The following is an 18,078-nucleotide window of genomic DNA, read 5'->3' as shown; positions in this document are numbered from 1 at the left end:
ACGGACAGTTCAACATGAACAATAGACTAGTAATAAAATATGTAAGTGCGGCAGTGGCTTGCACACTGTTTCTCGCAAGTTGTAGCTCACCAAGTAAAAAACCTTCAGTGCCCAAAGAAACGCTCGACCCAGTTGCAGAATCTGGCCAAGTGCCTGAGCGAGTTTGGCTCAATCAAGGGTGGTCAGATAAACTTCGGCAGGACTTTTGGTTTACAGGCCAAGGGTCACAAATCATTCCCTATACTTGGTTTACTTGGTTAGAGCAGCCCAACAGTAAAAAGCTCTTTCGCGATAGCGAACATATGGAAATGCTGCGCTACCTGCCCAGTAAAACCGCCGCCAATAACCCTTCAGGCTTGCCCATCGGTTTTGCCGTGCATAACAATCAAACCACGGGACAAGCTTGGGTCGGGATGACCTGTGCGGCATGTCACACTAACCAAATTGACTATAACGGCACAAAAATCTTGGTAGAAGGTGCGCCCACCCTCGCCAACTTTGTACTCTTCTTTAGCCGCCTAAATGCCGCGTTAGAGGCGACCCTTAACGATAATCAAAAGTTTAGCCGTTTCGCGATGCGCGTATTAAAAGAAGGGGCATCGCAAGAATTGATTGATGATCTCCGAGACGATCTCAAGCATGTGGCGCTTGCAACCGCCGAGCGACAAACCGTTAATGACTTGCCCGAAGACTATCCAGACGATTTTACTAGCTATGCTCGACTTGATGCGTTTGGCAATATACAAAACGCCGGCACGGCATTTGCGCTTGACGACCTTAACAATAAAAATGCGCCCACCGCACCCGTCTCCTATCCATTTTTATGGGGGACGCACCAGTCAAATGTTGTGCAGTGGAATGCTTCTGCCCCCAATATTCCTGTGGTCGGCCCATTAGTACGCAACATTGGGGAAGTTGTCGGTGTGTTTGGTTCGTTATCCATTGAAGAAGCACCGGTTTGGCAGCGCGTTTGGGGGAAACATGCTCGATATAGCTCAACGGTAGACATGCATGCGTTAGGGCAACTAGAAGCGTGGGTAAAAACACTTCTGCCACCAGCTTGGCCTGAGCAATACCTTCCAGGGATTGACACCAATAAGGCGGCACAAGGAAAAATGCTATTCCAAGCAAATTGCGCCAACTGCCATCAATTAATTGACCAAAAAAATCTACTCAAGGATTACGAAGCGGTAAAAGTACCAGTAAAAGAGATAGGTACCGATCCCACTATGTCTAATAACGCAAGCTGCCACATGGCAAAAACATTGTTCTTGGAAGGCACAAAAACCGACATTATCGCGGGAGACAAATTCCAAGCCGTGGATAGCGCTATCGATATCCCAGTAAATGGGGTTGTGGGTCTAGTGCTAAAAGATCCCATCAAAGCAATCGAGGCGGGCTTAATAGCAGAGCGCACCGGGCCAGATGGTAAGAAAACCACCGTGAAAAAATCCATTGAAGAGCGCCTCAAAGTCTATTTGGCAAATAGACAACAGTTAACCCCCAATACTAACGAAGATTGTGTGGATGGCTTTTACGATGCGGGTGTCTACAAAGCAAGGCCGTTGAATGGAATTTGGGCAACCGCGCCTTATTTACATAATGGCTCTGTGCCAAACCTATGGTCACTACTACAATCACCAGAGTCACGCCCAGATACCTTCTGGGTTGGCAGTCGCGAATTCGACCCTATCAATGTTGGCTATATTACTCATCAAGGCATGAACGAGTTCAAAGTGAACAAAGCCAGCGGTGAAGTGATGCCGGGCAATGATAACAGCGGTCACGTTTACGGCACTACCTTGAGTGACAATGAAAAGTGGCAAATCGTTGAGTTTTTGAAAACGCTATAAACGCCATGTAACGCTAAAAACAAAGGGCCGAATACAGGCCCTTTGACTTATAACCGAAAACGTTAGTTAAAATGACTCGTGCAACACCACCAGCGCACTTAATTTGCTTGCGCCAAACGTCATCATTTTTTCAAAATCTGACCTTGCAATGGGTACTTGCTGGCAGTCGATAGGGTTTTGGTCATCCTCAACATCAGGGTCATTAAGATATAAACACAACTCATCCAAACCCGTAATAAGCACCCAATGCGGCGCTTTTTTACCGTTTAGCCGATAAGTGCTGATCAAAGCCAATACCGCACTACCCTGTAACAACCATTGTTCAACCTGTTCAAGCTTTACATCGGCTTGGTGAATAGCAATATCACGATATTCACACTCTTGACGGAATTGCTCATGAACTAAGGTCATCACCTGTTTTTTCTGCGCGCTTCTCACGCCATCTAAAAATAGTGGGCCCGCCGTATTCACCATCACCTCTGCCGCAAAACCACGGCGCTCCGCAGCCAATGCCAAACCAAATGGGTGACAGCCGCCGTGACCTGCAGTCATAAAGATGGTGGTCGCTTCACGCCATATTTCAAGCTCTAAGGCCTGATCGCCCATACAGCCTGGATCTATGCTTGCCATTGCCATCATCAGTGACGCCGGCCCGCAGGTAAAGTCTGTCGTTTGCTGATACCAAGGAGCCTGATGCAACACCGCCTTTTGCGACAGCTTGCGCACGCATTTTTGCATTCTTAGCGCGTCATCATGATCCGCGTAATAGTTTTGATACTCGCCAAATACACGATAACCCATGCGTTTATATAAGCCGATGGCCGCGTCATTGCGTTTAGCCACTTCTAAACGCATATATAACCAGCCCATTTCACCCGCTCTGACTTCAAGCTCAGACATCAGTTGGCGTGCGATCCCTTTACCTTGATGATGAGGCGATACCGCCAATGAATAAAGCCTTGCTAGCCGCGTTCCTTGGTGCAACCAAAGCAACCCATAGCCCACAAGTTCCCCTGCCAACTTTGCAGTGAGCAGCAGGCTATGTTCAAAACTGATGTAATGCTTGAGTTGGCGACGACTCAGTCTATCCGCACTAAAGCAGTTTTGCTCCAGCGCATTCAGTGAGTTCAAATCTTGTTGTGTCGCCTTTTCAAGCACCAACGCGGCTTGCAACATTACTTTTTACCTCTCGCTTCAAGACGTCTTGAAAATTCAGACATCACTTGCATGTACAGCTCGTCACCGAGATATTTGTCTTCAACCCCTTGGTCAATATTCGGGTTGTCGTTTACTTCAAGCACGTAGGCTTTGCCGTTGTGCTCTTTAATATCAATACCATACAAACCATTACCCACGACTGCCGCCGCTTTTAACGCTGCGCGTAACACCGCTTTTGGCACTTCAAACGTTGGTAGCGTGTCAAACCCACCCGAGAAATTGCGTTTTGACTCATGGTTATAGATTTGCCAATGGTTACGTGCCATATGGTAACGGCATGCGTAAATTGCACGGCCATTTAACACCCCAATACGCCAGTCGTAATCTGTGTATAGGTAAGCTTGCGCCAACACAATCGCAGAGACGCTCATCAGCTCTTGTAAACGTTCGCCAAGTTCTTCTTTGGTTTTTACTTTAAATACGCCTTTTGAGAACGAACTCTCAGGCATTTTAAGCACCATAGGTAGCGATAACTCAGCAATGAGTTTATCGATTACTTGTTCATTACACTGACTCACAAATCGCGTTTCTAAACTTGGCACCTTCTTGTAATTAAAGGCATCATGTAAAAACACCTTATTACAACAGCGTAGGATCGAGCTTGGATCGTCAATTACCACTAAATCTTTTTGCTCTGCTTCTTGCGCAAGGCGATAAGTATGGTGATCAATCGCTGTGGTTTCACGAATAAATAGCCCATCGTATTGGCCTAAGTTGTATAACTCAGCCGCTTCTAATGGATGAACTTTAATGCCAAGCTTTTCACCGGCTTTAACAAAGCGGCTGATCGCCCCTTTGTTACTTGGCGGCAACTTTTCATCGTGGTCCACCAACATCGCAATATCCCAGCGATACTTTTTGTGACTCTTACGTTTGTTCCACTGAGTGGCATGCACATGACCTAATACTTGAGTACAAAACTCAAGCTGCGCCACCTGCAGAGTCGAAAAGTCGCGTCGCTGCACCTGCACACGCACGCCTTTGTCTTGCTGCTGTAATGTCACTTTTAGTAAAGGCGCTGGAAATTGCTGAAATAAATACGCCGCCAACTTACTAAACTCAGGCTGTTGGGTTTCGCCCATACAAATGATCAACTCAGCGTCATTGGTAATCGCGATCCCACGCTTATCAAACCAAGCTTGCGATAAAAACAACGCATTATCGCCATCACGTAAACCGTTAATAACTTTTAGACTCGGAAGCACTTGGTGATTACGCGCTTCAGCAAGTAAAGAGCAGTAATAACCTTGGCTTAAATAACGGTCACAGTCACATAAATTAATCACTCGAAGTTTTGATTCACCGAGCTTTGGGTACTCTTGCAAATACGTTTCAAACGTCACTACGTTATTTGCCAAAGGCAGTACATCTGCATTTTGATCAACAACGAATAGAGTAGATAGCATCTAAATAATCCTTAGGTGGCGATGCGTTAGCACATCAGTACATGATGGTTTAGGCACCCCACGATTTAACATAGGGTTAGTGGGCAAATTCAAGGCCCACATTAAAGTGGAGTAGTTGTAATCTTAAATATAGCACTTAGCAATTGAGTAATTTTGATTCTCAAGATAAATCTTTCTTGCTGTCGAAGATCGGAATAAAACCATTAAATTTCAAACAGTTAAAAACCATAAAAGCATATACAATCAGATTTGATTGAAACGATTAAGATTTCTCGTGTTTACAAACAGATATCAAGGATGAAATAGCACATGGTAGGCATGCTTAGGAACGCCACGAGCTATGAGTACTTTGGTTATAGTTGCTTATATTTGCAAGCTGATAAGCCTTAAGTTCATCTGATAGGAAGTCGTGAGTAAACAGCGAGAGTGAGCACCTATTGATGATTTCAAGATAGATATTTAAAGGTCTCTCGAATCGTTAAGAATGCGAGCAATTGGGTTACTTGAGTCGTAGTTAAGAGAAAGCAATGCAAATGTGTAATGCAGTGTAATTTCAATTATTTAAAATAAATGATAAAAGTATGTTGCAAAATTGACATTCAAAGAGAAGTGAAAAGGCTCAGATAAGTCACTCCTTGCTTGTTGCAGGTGGTTTGCATGTTGAAATTGCAATTTTTTGCTTCTAAGTAACTAAAATTATTAAATAAAGCTAGCTTAGAAATTATTATTTCTTACTTGTGAATAAGCGAGATATTCAAGAATTCTCGCCAATCAGCTATTAGAAGTTTAGGAGAGTACTGTGCACATTTTCGTAAGTCGACCGACTTGGGTATCTCCTGAGTTCGATGCAGGCTTGGAAGTCTTTTTGACTTCGATTCGAAATATGGGGTTAACCCCGAGAACTCTGGGAAGTAGTGACTACCCAAGTAAGGCTCCTCTTGATGAAGTCATAGAAATAATGGATGAGTGCAAGGGGGCAATAATCTTAGGTTTTCCTCAACTCCTTATTACCGGGGGTAAAATTAAAGATTATGATCTTGAATCAGAATTATTACTTCCGACAGAATGGAACCATATTGAAGCATCTTTAGCATACTCAAAAGGTTTACCTTTAATTATGTTTCATCATAAGAGTGTTACACGTGGAGTTTTTGATAGGGGCGTAATGAACGCATTCGTTCATGAGGTAGACTTAACATCCCCTATATGGAGTATGGATCCTGCGTTAAATGGTGCTATCCAAAAATGGAAATCAAATTGTGAATCTGGTAATTCAAATTTTGGAGTTACAACATTAGTAGATCCAAATAAGCCAATTTGTCCAAACTGCTCTAGTAAATCTAAGCCTATATATTTGAGCGCACTTCCTAAAAGCATGAAAAAGTTTGGTGATTGGACTTGTTCTGCATGTAACTATAGGGAATAGTAAACTTCTAACAAGCGTTTAAAAAATCGGACACTGTAATGCTTGCTCGGTTCCGCTTTGCTTCACATATTAGCAAGCATTACTAAAGAGTAAGCCTTCAAGCTAAACATTAATTCAGTACTTATGAAAGATATTTATCCAGAGCTCAATTACCCTCATGTCACTGAGCTTGATTTGCTTATGGCAGAATTAATCTATCCAATTCTTGTTGAACTAGCCCCAACTGGAGAAACTATCACGTACAAGGGAGTAGTAAAGAAAGTACAAGATACTTACCCAGGCATTCCTGAAGTTAAAAGCCTCCATCACCGACACATTGGCAGAAGGCTTGGTACAATTTGGAGATTCACAGAAAAGTATGGTTGCCCTCATATTGGAGCCTTGGTAATAAATCAAGATACAGGTGAATGTGGTAGGAGTATTACAGAACACCTTGACCCTGAAATAGAGAGGGTGAAAATAAAAAACTTTGACTGGTCTTCAGTAGATATTGGCTTTTCTCAGCACTTAAAGAGAACCAAAGCAGCTAATATTGCAAAAAAACAAAAATTGAAGAAGCGAAAATATGACGAAGCAAAAAATATTTTCTTTGAGTTCTGGAGAGCAGTTAAGGAAGAAGTTCCTGTAGCCTCAGAAAATATTAAAACTTATCGCAATGAACTTATTGCTACAGTACAGGAAGGCTATTCTCCCGCAACAGCACTCTCTAACATTCTAAAAAGATTACTTTCTGAAAACAAAATCAAAAAAGAGCCTTCTTCGGGTTATGTTTACATAGGTGAATATAAGAGCAATGAAACAAATGAACCTCTATTTAATTACGTCAAAATCGGATATACAACTTGCGATGTAGCACAGAGAGCACAATCATTAAGTGGTGGAGTTATAAGTCCACTTAAATTTGAAATGAAGCACGTATGGAAATTTGATCCTGGCTTTGCTTTTATCGCAGAGCAATATCTTCATGGGTTTTTCGACTCATATCGAGAAATGGGGGAATTTTTTGACAGTATGGATGGTTTGCTTGAAGAATGGGCAGAAGAAGTTATCACAAGTGAATACTCTGATATTTCTGAGAAATTAGTCATCGATAGCAACGTATAAGAATAAACCGGTACATAACCAGTGGTTTCTGGTGACGCCTTCGGCGCACCTGAACCAAGCGTTATGTGATCATGACACGGTAGGAAGCTAATGGAAAATGTAACAACTTTGGCTCTAACAAAAGCAAAGCAACTATTACCAAACTTATTGACTCCAATTGGCACGTTAATTTTGCCATTTATACCTAATGGTGTGCTTGCTAATTATAGCGAAGGAAAAATGACAATGGCTTCTTTAAAAAATAATGAAGCCATGTTCGATAAGCTGCTTGTTGAGCTTGATAAGAGAATGGAGGAGGAAAGTAAGAAAATAATAAAACAAGAAGATCCGTTCAATTCCATTCAAATTCAAGAGCAAATCAATCTTGTTAAAAAATACACAAGATATATAAATACATTGAAAAAATCTCTGAAATACATAGATATAGAAGATGTCGTCCGAAAAGAAGAGGAGGACGAAGACACCTCGCCATCATGGTTTGATATGTTTCGCGATATCGCTACTAGGATGAATGAGGATTGGAGGGAAGATTTACTCGCTCGATGTGCTGCACTTGAAGATGTTTCACCAGGTTCCATATCACTCAGAACTTTGTGGAATATAGGCCTTCTTGAAACACAAATGTTTCATGCTTTCGCTCTGTTTTTAGATTCCAGCATTGACCTAGATGGATATCCTGTTATTGCGCTCGATCAAGATGACCTCACATTAAATATAGAGAGTACAGAAGGAAAGTTTCATGGTGTGCTTATACATATGATTTCAGGGCTTATGGATTGGGGTCTAGTTCAGCATGGAGACTTTGTTCTACCATCAGATGAACCGATCGAAATGACTACGAAAGATAAGAAAGCAGAACTGATAAACTTAAGGCAAAAAACTGGAGCGACAACATTGATGCGGTTTAGCGGTTACCATTGTACCGATTTAGGCTTGGATCTTTATAGACTGTATGATCCAAGACACAACCACATATCCGATTTAAGCTTCCAGGCACTCTTGGATATCCTTAAAGACACGGATAATGTTCAGGTAAATGTCACATAACACATATGAACCTTATTCGGTCAAGTAAGCATAACGATTCTTTTTAGTTGCCTTTAAGCAGCTAATTTGTATTGGCAACGCTTAAACCTGTTCAACTTCGTTATGTCGGTTAGCCGTTAAATCGTTTACGGCAAACACATATAGAGGGTCTCTTATTGCGATCTCATCGCAGCCTAAATCAGTCGATACAACTTATCGTTTAGGGCCATCGGTTAACCTTAATCTTGCGCTACTCAAGGGGATGTGTTTTGGTTCATAAACCCGGACACTATTTGAGGCGGGTGTCAGCGATTTATACTACTCGGCGCTCCCAATTTCCACTTCTGTCACTTATAAAACTCTCAAATTCGATTAAATCTGATTAGCCGAACCTAACAAACCAAAACTTACCTACCTTCGGTTCTTCACTTTAGCTTTGACGGTGGTTTCCCATACCATTTTAAACAAACTTTATTGAGCGCACTTTGTTCTGTAAAACCGAGTGCGTCTACAATATCGAGCAATCTGGTGTTGCTGATGAGTTGTTCAAATCTATGTTTTCGCTCTTGGTCGAGTAAGGTTCTAAAGCTGGTGTGTTGTGTTTTTAGTTTACGCTGCATCGAACGCACACTCATGTTTAATGCCTTAGCCATACTTGCTTGGTTGACTCCAGTCAGTGAATGCTTTGCCGCCAGTAAATTAGCAACACGTGTTTTTAAATCATGATTATCACAGAGCGCTGATACGCTTTTGGCAACCGCTTGCTCAATATGTTCGTGCATTAGGCTGTCGACGGTAGCGACTGGCATGGTAAGAAAATCTAACGGAAACGACAGTGCATTTTCAGGGCAGTTTTGTGATACGGGGCAGCCAAACCAAGTTTGCAAACGCTGTAATTCTAGGTCACACACGCTAAAGCTAAGCTGGAGTTGGTTAGGCGATAAAGTTGATCGCAAAAGCTGCCGTGCAGCGCTCACCCAAGCGGTCATATTGCGCAAAATGGCTTGCTTACCCAGCGAGGTTTTTGGTTGCCAAGTTAACTTGGCATTGTCGCTATCACTTGTGAATACAGCGAGGCCAATATCGGCAACAATGGCGTCGTAATGCAATAATGAGGTTATAGCCTGCTGCAAGTCTTTACTGGTTTCGACCAAGTAACCAAGCGCTCCATAGTCATGCAACTGAATGGCTTTACCCAGTTCAAAACCAATTAAGGGATCGCCGCTCAGCTCCTGCCCTACTTCAAGCAACCGCTCATACTCAAAGAGTGCTACACGTTCAGGCCGTGACGCTACCAGCTCAGCAAACTCGCCTTGCAGTCTCTTGTCATCGGTAAAATGGTCATGGAGATATACCCATGCACTATAAAAATATACAAACGAAGTGGAGTGCATTGCAGTTCCTTTTGTCGTATTTGGACAAATTGTTGGCGCAGTTTGGCAGGATTGTCAATGGCTAACCCGTTACGCTAGTGCATATAAAGTACCAAAGCTTTGGCTAAAGAAGGAGCTATATATGGTTGATGTATCGCTAATTTTACTGGCACTCAGTCCTATCTTTTTACTTTGTGTTGCCTGGGAGTATATCAAGCACCACGAACACTATGATTGGCGAGATTCATTACTCAATGCCCTACTCGCCTTGCTCCATCAAGGCAGCGACGCGCTGGCTTTGCTTGTACTGATGCCGCTCTTTTACTGGCTTCATCAATTTGCCTTATTCACAATCGAATTAAATCTCTTCTCTTTGCTTTTTGGGTTTATTTTGCAAGATTTTTTGTATTACTGGTTTCACCGCGCATCACATTGTATTCACTGGCTTTGGAGTGCACACGTGGTCCATCACAGTTCTAACAACATGAACTTTACCACCGCATTTCGCCAAAGCTTGCTATACCCTATTGTCGGTATGTGGCTGTTCTGGCTGCCTATGATACTGCTTGGATTTACCCCGACCTTGGTATTTGCCATCGTCGCAATCAACTTGGCTTTTCAGTTTTTTGTCCATACACAAACGGTTAATAGGTTAGGAGTGGTAGAGCGAATTTTTAATACGCCTTCCCACCACAGAGTCCATCACGCCAGTAATCCTGACTATATAGATAAGAACTTTGCTGGGGTGCTGATCATTTGGGATAAGCTTTTTGGCACCTTTATTGAGGAGCGGGAAGATATAACAATTTGCTATGGAATAAGAGGTGCGGCACCAAAGCAGACCCCTTTAGACGTTAACTTTGCTCAGTGGCGTCATATGTTCCACCGCTTTTCACAAGCACACACTTTAAAAGGCAAATGGTTGGCGCTGTTTGGTTATCCAACCCACTTACCCGACAAACCCAAGAATACCGCTTCAGTCAAGCCCTAGCGCGTTACTTATATCGCTCGGCCTTTTCTACAAGCGCTTGGCAGTACACTCTTAGTTTATCGCGCAGCACTCTCACGCTTGGGTTGATCATTTGCTTTGAAGGACAGATCAACCACAGCGGCTTACATTCAACGCGGTAGTCATTTAATATACTTTGCACCACACCTTGTTCTAGTTGGTCTGCTACGTCTATCGCGGAGCGCAATGAAATACCCGCTCCTTGCGCACACCAACGCTTTACCACATCCGCATCATTACTGGTTCTACGCCCTTTAAGCACCACTTTGTAAGTTTGTTCATTTTTCGTCAGTTTCCACGTATCAAACTTACTGCCTCTGATCAAAAAGAATAGCCCTTGGTGCTCGCTTAATTCCTCATGATCCTTTGGTGTGCCTTGTTTTTCAAGGTATTCCGTAGAGGCACAAAGCAGCAATGGCACATCACAAATTTTAAAGCCGTAGAAGCTACTGTCTTCAGGCGCACCATAGCGCAGCGCGATATCAACACCATCACGATAAAAGTCGAGATTGTGATCATTAAGAATAAGCTTCAGGGCAAGTTTAGGGTATTCATCAAGTAATTCGTCTAGCCAAGGAAGGAGGATATTACGGCCAAAATCTGACGGTGCGGTTAACCTTAGCTCACCATCAATTTCGTTGTCGTTGTCGAGCACCTGCTTTTTGCCATCAGCCAAAAGCGCAAGTGCCTGCTCGCAAATTGGCAAATAAGTTTCACCTTGCTTTGATAGCCTTAAGCTACGCGTAGAACGCACAAAAAGTTGAAAGCCAAGGTGCTTTTCCACTCGCTTTATCGCGGCGCTTGCCGTGGCAACCTGCATATCTAACTGCGCAGCCGCCGCGCTAATATTGCCAAGTTTAGCCGTTTTCATTACGACGATTAAATCTTGTGTATTCATTTTCAAAAAATTTTTGAAACTATTTAACTCATTATCATCTTTTTATTGATTATGTAAATCCATATTATGTCTTTAAAGCAATTAGGAGTTTGATATGTACACGTTACGCGATGCAATCCACAATCGTTATTCTACAAAAGCCTTTGATCCTGATAAAAAAATTAGTGATTCAGATATTGACCTACTCAAGCAGGCGCTAAGACTAAGCCCCTCTAGTACCAACGTTCAGCCATGGCATTTTGTCATCGCAAGTACTGAGGCTGGCAAAACTCAAGTGGCTAAAAGCACACAAGAGAATTACAAATTTAATGAAGCAAAAGTACTAAATGCATCTCATGTTGTTGTATTTGCTGCAAAACAAAATATAGATGATGCACATTTAGATAAAGTGCTTGCCAAAGAAAGTGCCGATGGCCGATTTGAAAAAGGCTCTGAGGTAGAAGCACAAATGAATAATGGCCGTCGCTATTTTGTCGGCTTAAATCAAACCAGCGATGAAGCAATCAAAGCATGGACAGGCAAACAAGTTTACTTAAATCTTGGGCAATTTTTGCTAAGCACAGCACTACTCGGTATAGACTCTGTGCCCATTGAGGGCTTTGACGCTGAAATTCTCAGTAATGAGCTTGGGTTAACTGAGCAAGGCTTTGATGCCCTTGCCATTGTCGCGCTGGGCTACCGAGACGAAGGTGATTTTAATGCTAAATTACCTAAATCTCGCCTTGCTATCGACAATATCATTACGGAAATCTAAGACCCAGTTTGGCACTGATAATGGCTAGCTAGATAACGTCAGTGCCACTCCAACTTCGGTTGGAATACCATTTCAAACATCACAATGTAAACCAATGTGAATGAAACAATAAATTCACAACTACCCTCTCCCCAGTTTTGTATTAAATTTATCCATACTTTTCAATAACATTACAGTTATTTGAAATTATTGGTAATTTTTTAATGTGAATTTTTTAGCTCTGTTGTAAAAATTCTGCTTGAAACATTGAATATATTATTGTTAATTAAAAGTGAAGAGTGAATTCACCTTTAAAAATAACGAAATGACAACAAGTAAACTCAGTCCTCGCCACTGGTTTTGTACCTGCCAGCCGAGAGACTGTAGCAACCTCAACAGGAAGAAATAATGAAGCTACTATCACGCACACTATCTACAGGGTTACTCGCGGCAGCCGTAACCGCATCACTGAATGCTCAAGCAATGAATAAAGACCTAGCGGTAAGCGTTGATGTCGACACAAAAAGCAATGGCGATGTTATTGCGACGCTAAACATCACCAATCAGGGTAAAGGCAATCAGAAAATCTTAAGTTGGTATACAGACCTTGAAGAAGAGCATATTTTCAAAATTACGCGTGATGGTAAAGAAGTTAATTTCTTTGGTCCTCACTACAAACGCCCAGCACCTACTGAAGCTGACTTTATCAAGTTAAAGTCTGGCGAAACGCTCACTAAATCATTTGAGCTTTCAGGCCTTTATGATCTTAGCCAGCCAGGTAACTACGAAATTAGTTATGATGTTGAATCATTTGATCTTTTCGGTAAAAAAGAAATCCCAAGTATGACTACAAGAACGATGGGTCAGCAATCGATGATGCGTGCCGATGTAGCAGAACTCAGCTCAAATTCGGTCAATCTATGGCTTGAAGGCGTGGCGATGACAAAGGGCAATGTTCAAGTCAATGCAAAACCAGCGGCGGGCGCGGCTGACTGTACTGATGGCACTTGTTTTACAGGTCGTTGTAGTAACAGTGAAAAAACCAGTATTTTGTCAGCACTAAATGCTGCAGATCAGATCACTAATGACTCTGTTGCTTACCTAAATAGCCACTCAGCAAGCAACCCGTCTACACGTTATCAAACTTGGTTTGGCGCAGCGACAAACAGCCGTTACGCAACCGTGAAATCTAACTTCAATGCCATCAATGATGCAATCGACAACCAAGATCTCACTTTTGACTGTAGTTGTAACAAATCATACTTTGCTTATGTATACCCAAATCAACCATACAAAGTCTATCTATGTCGCGCATTTTGGAGCGCAAATGAGCTAGGTACAGATTCACGTGCGGGCACGATTGTTCATGAGCTAAGTCACTTTAATGCCGTTGCTGGTACAGATGACATCGTTTATGGCCAATCTGGTGCGAAAAACTTAGCAAACTCAAACCCAAGTCAAGCGATTCAAAATGCTGACAGCCATGAATATTTTGCGGAAAACACTCCGTACCAAAACTAATCTCAACTAGTTATCCCTGAACGAGTATCGGGTTTAGGCAACCGTCTAAACCCGATACTATTCACAGCGATTTCAGCTAACATGAAATATACTTCTTAAATTCATCTATTTGCTGAGGAATTTCATGACTTGGGTTATCGTCGCGCTGTGTGGTTTTATCCTACTTGCTACGTTACTGCCACTTGCTAAGCACCCGCACTGGAGTGTTAGAGCAATGGAGTTCCCGCGGCTTCAGCTCGCTATTATTACTGCATTTACGCTACTGCTGTCCATTTTCTACCTTAATCTTCAAAGCGTAGCCGCGCTTGCTGTCATTGCTCTATTGGGTTGTTTAAGTTTTCAACTGTGGTGGATTTTACCCTACACCCCGCTTTGGCCGGTCGAGGTAAAAAAAGCGACAACCGATGCTGACACCGTCAGTTTGATCACCGCCAATGTCCTACAAACCAATCGACAATTTAATCTGCTATTGGAGCAAGTTAGGACACATCAACCTGATATTTTAGTCACGTTAGAAAGTGATGAGCTATGGGAGCAACAATTAGACTCGTTGTTAGATATACTGCCCTACAGCGTTAAATGTCCACAATCCAATTTGTATGGCATGCACGTTTATTCTCGCTACCCGCTAGACGAGGCAAAATGTGAGTATATCGTTGAGGAAGGTGTGCCTTCGATACATGCAAGACTCAAGCTCGCTCCCCATATCGTGATCCAAACCCATTTCTTGCACCCGGCACCGCCGAGCCCCACTGAGAACGAAACGGCCATTGAGCGAGATGCAGAGCTGGTGGTTGTCGCCAAACGCGTCATAAATGAGCCTTTGCCCACCATAGTCACTGGCGATCTCAATGATGTTGCTTGGTCACCAACCACGAGGTTATTTAGGAAAATAAGTGGGCTTCTTGATCCGCGAGTTGGCCGAGGCATGTTTAACACTTTTCATGCACAGTACCCGTTTGCACGCTGGCCGCTAGATCATTTGTTTGCGAGTCACCATTTCACAGTGATCGATATTAAAAGGCTCAACAACATAGGGTCAGATCACTTTGCGCTTTATGCAAAACTCGCTTATCAACCCGTAAAAAATGAAGATGAAGCAGGACTTGAGCTGAAAAAGAAAGATATACATCGCAGCAAAGAAATTATTGAAAATGCCGTGGCAAAGCCGAATTGCAAATTATGATAACCTGAGGTTTGGATAAGGAATGAGCTAGCTCATTGTTTTTTAATCACCTTAAACTATCTTCTTATCTAGCCAGAGAGTTTTGGGGATAACTAGGCGAATTTACGCACCAATAGCTGGCTATTGGAAGTGAATTCAACGCAGTTAGCGCTAAAACTGGCTGCTAGAAAGGCATTAATTATCCGAAGCTCAGGTTATGATAGTGACTTTAAGTACGGTGAGTATGAACGAGAGCTATAAATAGAGGTTTTTAAATAACATCAGCTTGAAGCCAGTATCGCGTACTGACTTCAAGCCGAAAAGTATATTTACGACTTCAAAGAGTTAATCCAAGTCTTGATATCTTCTTCAACAAGCGCCATTGGCCTTGCGCCTTTTAGCAACACCACGTCGTGGAATGCTTTAATATCAAACTTATCACCTAGCTGTTGCTTAGCGTGCTCTCTGAGCTCAACCAACTTAAGCATACCTAACTTATAACCAAGCGCTTGACCTGGCCAAGCGATATAACGGTCGATAGCCGATACCACATCACTCATCGCCGTACCGGTTGCATCAGCAAAATAGGTGATCGCTTGGTCACGTGTCCACTTTTTATAATGTAGGCCCGTATCAACCACCAGTCGAGCAGCACGATATGCCTCAGCTTGCAGACGCCCTAAGTCTCCAAATGGGTCATCCTTATACATCCCCATTTCGTAAGCCAATAGCTCTGAATACAGCGCCCAGCCCTCAACATAGCCATTAAATGAGGCATTTTGACGCATCAAACCAATTTCTGTTTGCAACATATTAAGCGCAATTTGGAAATGGTGACCAGGAACCGCCTCGTGATACGTTAAGGTTTTCATACCAAAGCTTGGTACTGCTTTCATGTCTTTTAGGTTGATTGAAAATACCCCTGGGCGACTTCCATCAAGCGATGGACCGTTGTAGTAACCACCCGGTGCACCCGCTTCCACGGCTTTTGGTATACGTTTAACTTCAACAGGTTGCGGTGGAATAGTAGAAAAATAATCTGGCGCTTTTTGTAAAATTGTCCCTATTTCACCACGCAAGAACGATAATAACGCTTCACGACCTTCGTCAGAATCCGCATATAAGAATCTCGACTCTTCATTTAGCTGCTTCATCCGGTCACCAACGGTGCCTTGTGCATAGCCATTTTGTTTGAGAATTTCGTCCATACGCTTTGAAATACGTTCCACCTCAGCAAGACCAATTTGGTGGATCTCTTCCGCGCTCATATCAGAATCGGCCAAATAGGTGATCTCATGCTGGTAGAAAGCTTCGCCATTTGGTTGGGCCCAAATACCAACATTTTCAGGCGCTTTGCTCTCTAGAGCGTGCATAATCGCAGACACATTTTTAAATTCAGGATAAAGCTTTTGCTCAACAATTTGTGTTGCCTGTGCAACATAATCAGCGGCGGCTTTATCCGTAATACCATCAATATTCGCAAGTTTATCTTTAAACGACGCAACCAAAGGATGTTCTGCACCACTTGGCGCCGTGAAGTTATCTAAATAACCTAGCGTGTTTGGAAATAATACTTTTGGTAAAATTACGCCTTTATTGGCATCCGCTTTTACCTTACTTGCAACTTGCTTCGTGACTTCAACAAAGGCATTTAGGCGCGCAACATAGTCTTTTGCATCTTGCTCGCTCTCTATTCCATGTTGGTCTTTAAGCACATTCGGAATATCCAGCAATGGGCCAGACAATTGATTGACAATATATGGCAGGTGTCCGCCCCAAGTATCAATATAACCTGCTGAGAAGCCTTTATCGCCAGCATAATAACGTGCAATAACTTCATTTACTTTAAGGTGCAACAAGTCGTCAGAGTTCGCCACGCCCGATTGTAATTGTTTTAATTTATCTGCGGCTGCGTTCATATCCACCTGAAGCGCCTGCATTCCGACAACCGAGTAATCCGGCAGTCTATTAGCATAGTGACCATATTCATTACTTGATAATTTGAGCGAAGTGGCAAGTGCGGGTTCGTGGTTAATAAACTGCTTGGTGTACTGCTCTACGACTTTGTCGATTTCTGCACGAGAGAGAGTTGATTCAGTGGTTTTAGCAACAGATGTAGTTTCCGTTACCGGCTTGTCTTGAGCACATCCGCTCAAACCTAGCACGACAGAGAGTGCTACCAAGCTTATTTTATTCATTATTACGCCGCTCCATTAGGGTTGTTGTCAAAGCTAAAAATACCAGTGCAGATCAGACTGGTGATAGAATAGTCATACCAATTTGACTGAACACTTGTTCAATTTGGTATAAGCACTTCATTCATTGAGAAATCAGAATGCAATAAAGTGCTCACGCTATTCTCATAGATGCAACTACAAGTAACATATTTGCGCTTTTGTTACAGCTATAAAAGATAGAATCCTGCAAAATAAGTTACTTTCTCTACACCTGAACTAAAGTTCATAACCTTAGATAGAGTGCTTAGTCTTCAAGCAGCAGAGGTTCAGGTATTGCGTTGTGGCCAAATGCAGGGTCAGCAATAATCTGCTGCACGCGACCAGATGACTTGTCAAATACAAAGCAAGCATGTGGCCTTTGCTCCAACTGTAAGCTGATGGTGATACTCAAACTTTTAGGTAAAGCCTGCGCTATCACATCTCTCGACGCTTCTGTAAAGAGTACAGATTCAGGGGTAAATTGATAAAACTGCCCAAACTGTAAATCACAATGCTCGCCTTGCTGTAAGTCCTTCCTATATTCATATTGATACAGCTTGCTGCCACAACCGGGGCCAAAATAATTGGTTGTCAATGCCGTAAAATTGTAGTCCCGCACTTGCGGAATAAAACAGCGCTGAGTCCCCCGCTTTGGCATTGGATGCCAAATTTGTGCACATACTTTAAAAAATGGTCGTTTATTTTCATAAAGTACATATAGATCATCATTGTCCAACATTCCTCGGGCATGATGCTGGTAATTACTGCTGCCCGCAACTTGAGCCGCGAGAAATTGCTTGTTTTGCGAAAGCCGATACAACATCTCAGCAAGCAGTCTTAATGTACTATCATCCAAGCAGTCTGGACCAGTATATAAGCTAGAAACACAATTAATAAAATCACTAAAATTAATTGCCCCATGACTATAAAAGTTATCGAATTGGCGTGCCATATTTCTTCCTTGTGTGTGAGCGTTTTAGTCAGACGAATAACGAGTACGTCAGCTAAAATTCGTATTTTTTAAAACAGAAACTTGCATATATCCGATTGCAAACTGCGCTGCTTTTTTCTTAGTCCCTAATTAAAGCTAATGCAGACTGGGGAGAACGCAACAAATTAATTACAATTTT

Annotated in this window: 14 protein-coding genes; 8 read left to right on the top strand and 6 right to left on the bottom strand. The window is 42.5% G+C overall.

Translation table 11 applies throughout. The annotated features are described in order from the left end of the window. Positions 1-14: 14 nt before the first annotated feature. Positions 15-1,853 (top strand): di-heme-cytochrome C peroxidase, encoded by a 1,839-nt coding sequence (locus tag MHN30_RS01520; RefSeq protein WP_069018929.1) that lies wholly within the window; start codon positions 15-17, stop codon positions 1,851-1,853. 66 nt (positions 1,854-1,919) lie between these two features. On the opposite strand, the gene MHN30_RS01515 is transcribed toward MHN30_RS01520, so the two are convergent. After that, positions 1,920-3,029, bottom strand: coding sequence for a GNAT family N-acetyltransferase/peptidase C39 family protein (locus MHN30_RS01515; RefSeq protein WP_045964265.1), 1,110 nt, complete (start codon positions 3,027-3,029; stop codon positions 1,920-1,922). After that, entirely contained in the window at positions 3,029-4,477 is a 1,449-nt protein-coding gene (locus MHN30_RS01510; protein ID WP_239357411.1) for a RimK family protein, read from the bottom strand. The genes MHN30_RS01515 and MHN30_RS01510 overlap by 1 nt, the downstream gene beginning before the upstream one ends. A 799-nt stretch (positions 4,478-5,276) precedes the next feature. On the opposite strand from MHN30_RS01510, the gene MHN30_RS01505 reads away from it, so the two are divergent. From MHN30_RS01505 to MHN30_RS01495, 3 genes are all read left to right on the top strand, one after another. Continuing rightward, complete coding sequence (locus MHN30_RS01505; protein ID WP_239357409.1) at positions 5,277-5,903, top strand: hypothetical protein; 627 nt, start codon at positions 5,277-5,279, stop codon at positions 5,901-5,903. A gap of 123 nt (positions 5,904-6,026) precedes the next feature. Continuing rightward, positions 6,027-7,007: a GIY-YIG nuclease family protein gene (locus MHN30_RS01500; protein ID WP_239357407.1), complete on the top strand. Its 981-nt coding sequence runs from the start codon at positions 6,027-6,029 to the stop codon at positions 7,005-7,007. A 90-nt stretch (positions 7,008-7,097) separates the two neighbouring features. Beyond that, the gene (locus MHN30_RS01495) at positions 7,098-8,054 is read left to right on the top strand and encodes a DUF2806 domain-containing protein (RefSeq protein ID WP_239357393.1); all 957 of its coding nucleotides are present in this window, start codon (positions 7,098-7,100) and stop codon (positions 8,052-8,054) included. Positions 8,055-8,458: 404 nt separating this feature from the next. Here the strand turns inward: MHN30_RS01495 and MHN30_RS01490 are convergent, their stop codons facing one another. Continuing rightward, positions 8,459-9,427, bottom strand: coding sequence for an AraC family transcriptional regulator ligand-binding domain-containing protein (locus MHN30_RS01490; protein ID WP_239357390.1), 969 nt, complete (start codon positions 9,425-9,427; stop codon positions 8,459-8,461). 121 nt (positions 9,428-9,548) lie between these two features. Between MHN30_RS01490 and MHN30_RS01485 the strand changes: the two genes are divergently transcribed. Further along, positions 9,549-10,397, top strand: coding sequence for a sterol desaturase family protein (locus tag MHN30_RS01485; RefSeq protein WP_193521370.1), 849 nt, complete (start codon positions 9,549-9,551; stop codon positions 10,395-10,397). Between the two features lie 4 nt (positions 10,398-10,401). On the opposite strand, the gene MHN30_RS01480 is transcribed toward MHN30_RS01485, so the two are convergent. Beyond that, positions 10,402-11,313, bottom strand: coding sequence for a LysR family transcriptional regulator (locus MHN30_RS01480; RefSeq protein ID WP_039496764.1), 912 nt, complete (start codon positions 11,311-11,313; stop codon positions 10,402-10,404). Positions 11,314-11,407: 94 nt separating this feature from the next. Between MHN30_RS01480 and nfsB the strand changes: the two genes are divergently transcribed. The 3 genes from nfsB to MHN30_RS01465 all read left to right on the top strand — a co-directional run bounded on the left by nfsB (position 11,408) and on the right by MHN30_RS01465 (position 14,753). Beyond that, positions 11,408-12,067 (top strand): oxygen-insensitive NAD(P)H nitroreductase, encoded by a 660-nt coding sequence (gene nfsB, locus MHN30_RS01475; RefSeq protein ID WP_239357379.1) that lies wholly within the window; start codon positions 11,408-11,410, stop codon positions 12,065-12,067. A gap of 387 nt (positions 12,068-12,454) precedes the next feature. Next, positions 12,455-13,567 carry a M35 family metallo-endopeptidase gene (locus tag MHN30_RS01470; RefSeq protein ID WP_239357376.1) on the top strand — a complete coding sequence of 371 codons (1,113 nt, stop codon included), beginning with the start codon at positions 12,455-12,457 and terminating at the stop codon, positions 13,565-13,567. Between the two features lie 124 nt (positions 13,568-13,691). Further along, positions 13,692-14,753, top strand: a complete 1,062-nt coding sequence (locus MHN30_RS01465) for an endonuclease/exonuclease/phosphatase family protein (RefSeq protein ID WP_239357363.1) — start codon at positions 13,692-13,694, stop codon at positions 14,751-14,753. A 308-nt stretch (positions 14,754-15,061) separates the two neighbouring features. Here MHN30_RS01465 and MHN30_RS01460 read toward each other — a convergent pair whose 3' ends face one another. Both MHN30_RS01460 and MHN30_RS01455 read right to left on the bottom strand, forming a co-directional pair. Then, positions 15,062-16,930 (bottom strand): DUF885 domain-containing protein, encoded by a 1,869-nt coding sequence (locus MHN30_RS01460; protein ID WP_222241157.1) that lies wholly within the window; start codon positions 16,928-16,930, stop codon positions 15,062-15,064. 283 nt (positions 16,931-17,213) lie between these two features. Next, entirely contained in the window at positions 17,214-17,900 is a 687-nt protein-coding gene (locus MHN30_RS01455; protein ID WP_239357352.1) for a transposase, read from the bottom strand. Positions 17,901-18,078: the final 178 nt, after the last annotated feature.

Origin of the sequence: Pseudoalteromonas sp. OF7H-1 (assembly GCF_022347825.1) — a bacterium.
Classification (GTDB): Bacteria; Pseudomonadota; Gammaproteobacteria; order Enterobacterales; family Alteromonadaceae; genus Pseudoalteromonas; species Pseudoalteromonas maricaloris.
The sequence above is the reverse complement of the archived record's forward strand: the minus strand, read 5'-3'. Positions and strand labels throughout refer to the sequence as shown.

What these genes read in the sequence shown, in the direction of transcription:
- nfsB (WP_239357379.1), top strand. Translation starts at nt 11,408, where the DNA reads ATGTACACGTTACGCGATGCAATCCACAATCGTTATTCTACAAAAGCC.
- MHN30_RS01510 (WP_239357411.1), bottom strand. Translation starts at nt 4,477, where the DNA reads ATGCTATCTACTCTATTCGTTGTTGATCAAAATGCAGATGTACTGCCT.
- MHN30_RS01455 (WP_239357352.1), bottom strand. Translation starts at nt 17,900, where the DNA reads ATGGCACGCCAATTCGATAACTTTTATAGTCATGGGGCAATTAATTTT.
- MHN30_RS01465 (WP_239357363.1), top strand. Translation starts at nt 13,692, where the DNA reads ATGACTTGGGTTATCGTCGCGCTGTGTGGTTTTATCCTACTTGCTACG.
- MHN30_RS01480 (WP_039496764.1), bottom strand. Translation starts at nt 11,313, where the DNA reads ATGAATACACAAGATTTAATCGTCGTAATGAAAACGGCTAAACTTGGC.
- MHN30_RS01495 (WP_239357393.1), top strand. Translation starts at nt 7,098, where the DNA reads ATGGAAAATGTAACAACTTTGGCTCTAACAAAAGCAAAGCAACTATTA.
- MHN30_RS01460 (WP_222241157.1), bottom strand. Translation starts at nt 16,930, where the DNA reads ATGAATAAAATAAGCTTGGTAGCACTCTCTGTCGTGCTAGGTTTGAGC.
- MHN30_RS01520 (WP_069018929.1), top strand. Translation starts at nt 15, where the DNA reads ATGAACAATAGACTAGTAATAAAATATGTAAGTGCGGCAGTGGCTTGC.
- MHN30_RS01500 (WP_239357407.1), top strand. Translation starts at nt 6,027, where the DNA reads ATGAAAGATATTTATCCAGAGCTCAATTACCCTCATGTCACTGAGCTT.
- MHN30_RS01515 (WP_045964265.1), bottom strand. Translation starts at nt 3,029, where the DNA reads ATGTTGCAAGCCGCGTTGGTGCTTGAAAAGGCGACACAACAAGATTTG.
- MHN30_RS01490 (WP_239357390.1), bottom strand. Translation starts at nt 9,427, where the DNA reads ATGCACTCCACTTCGTTTGTATATTTTTATAGTGCATGGGTATATCTC.
- MHN30_RS01470 (WP_239357376.1), top strand. Translation starts at nt 12,455, where the DNA reads ATGAAGCTACTATCACGCACACTATCTACAGGGTTACTCGCGGCAGCC.
- MHN30_RS01485 (WP_193521370.1), top strand. Translation starts at nt 9,549, where the DNA reads ATGGTTGATGTATCGCTAATTTTACTGGCACTCAGTCCTATCTTTTTA.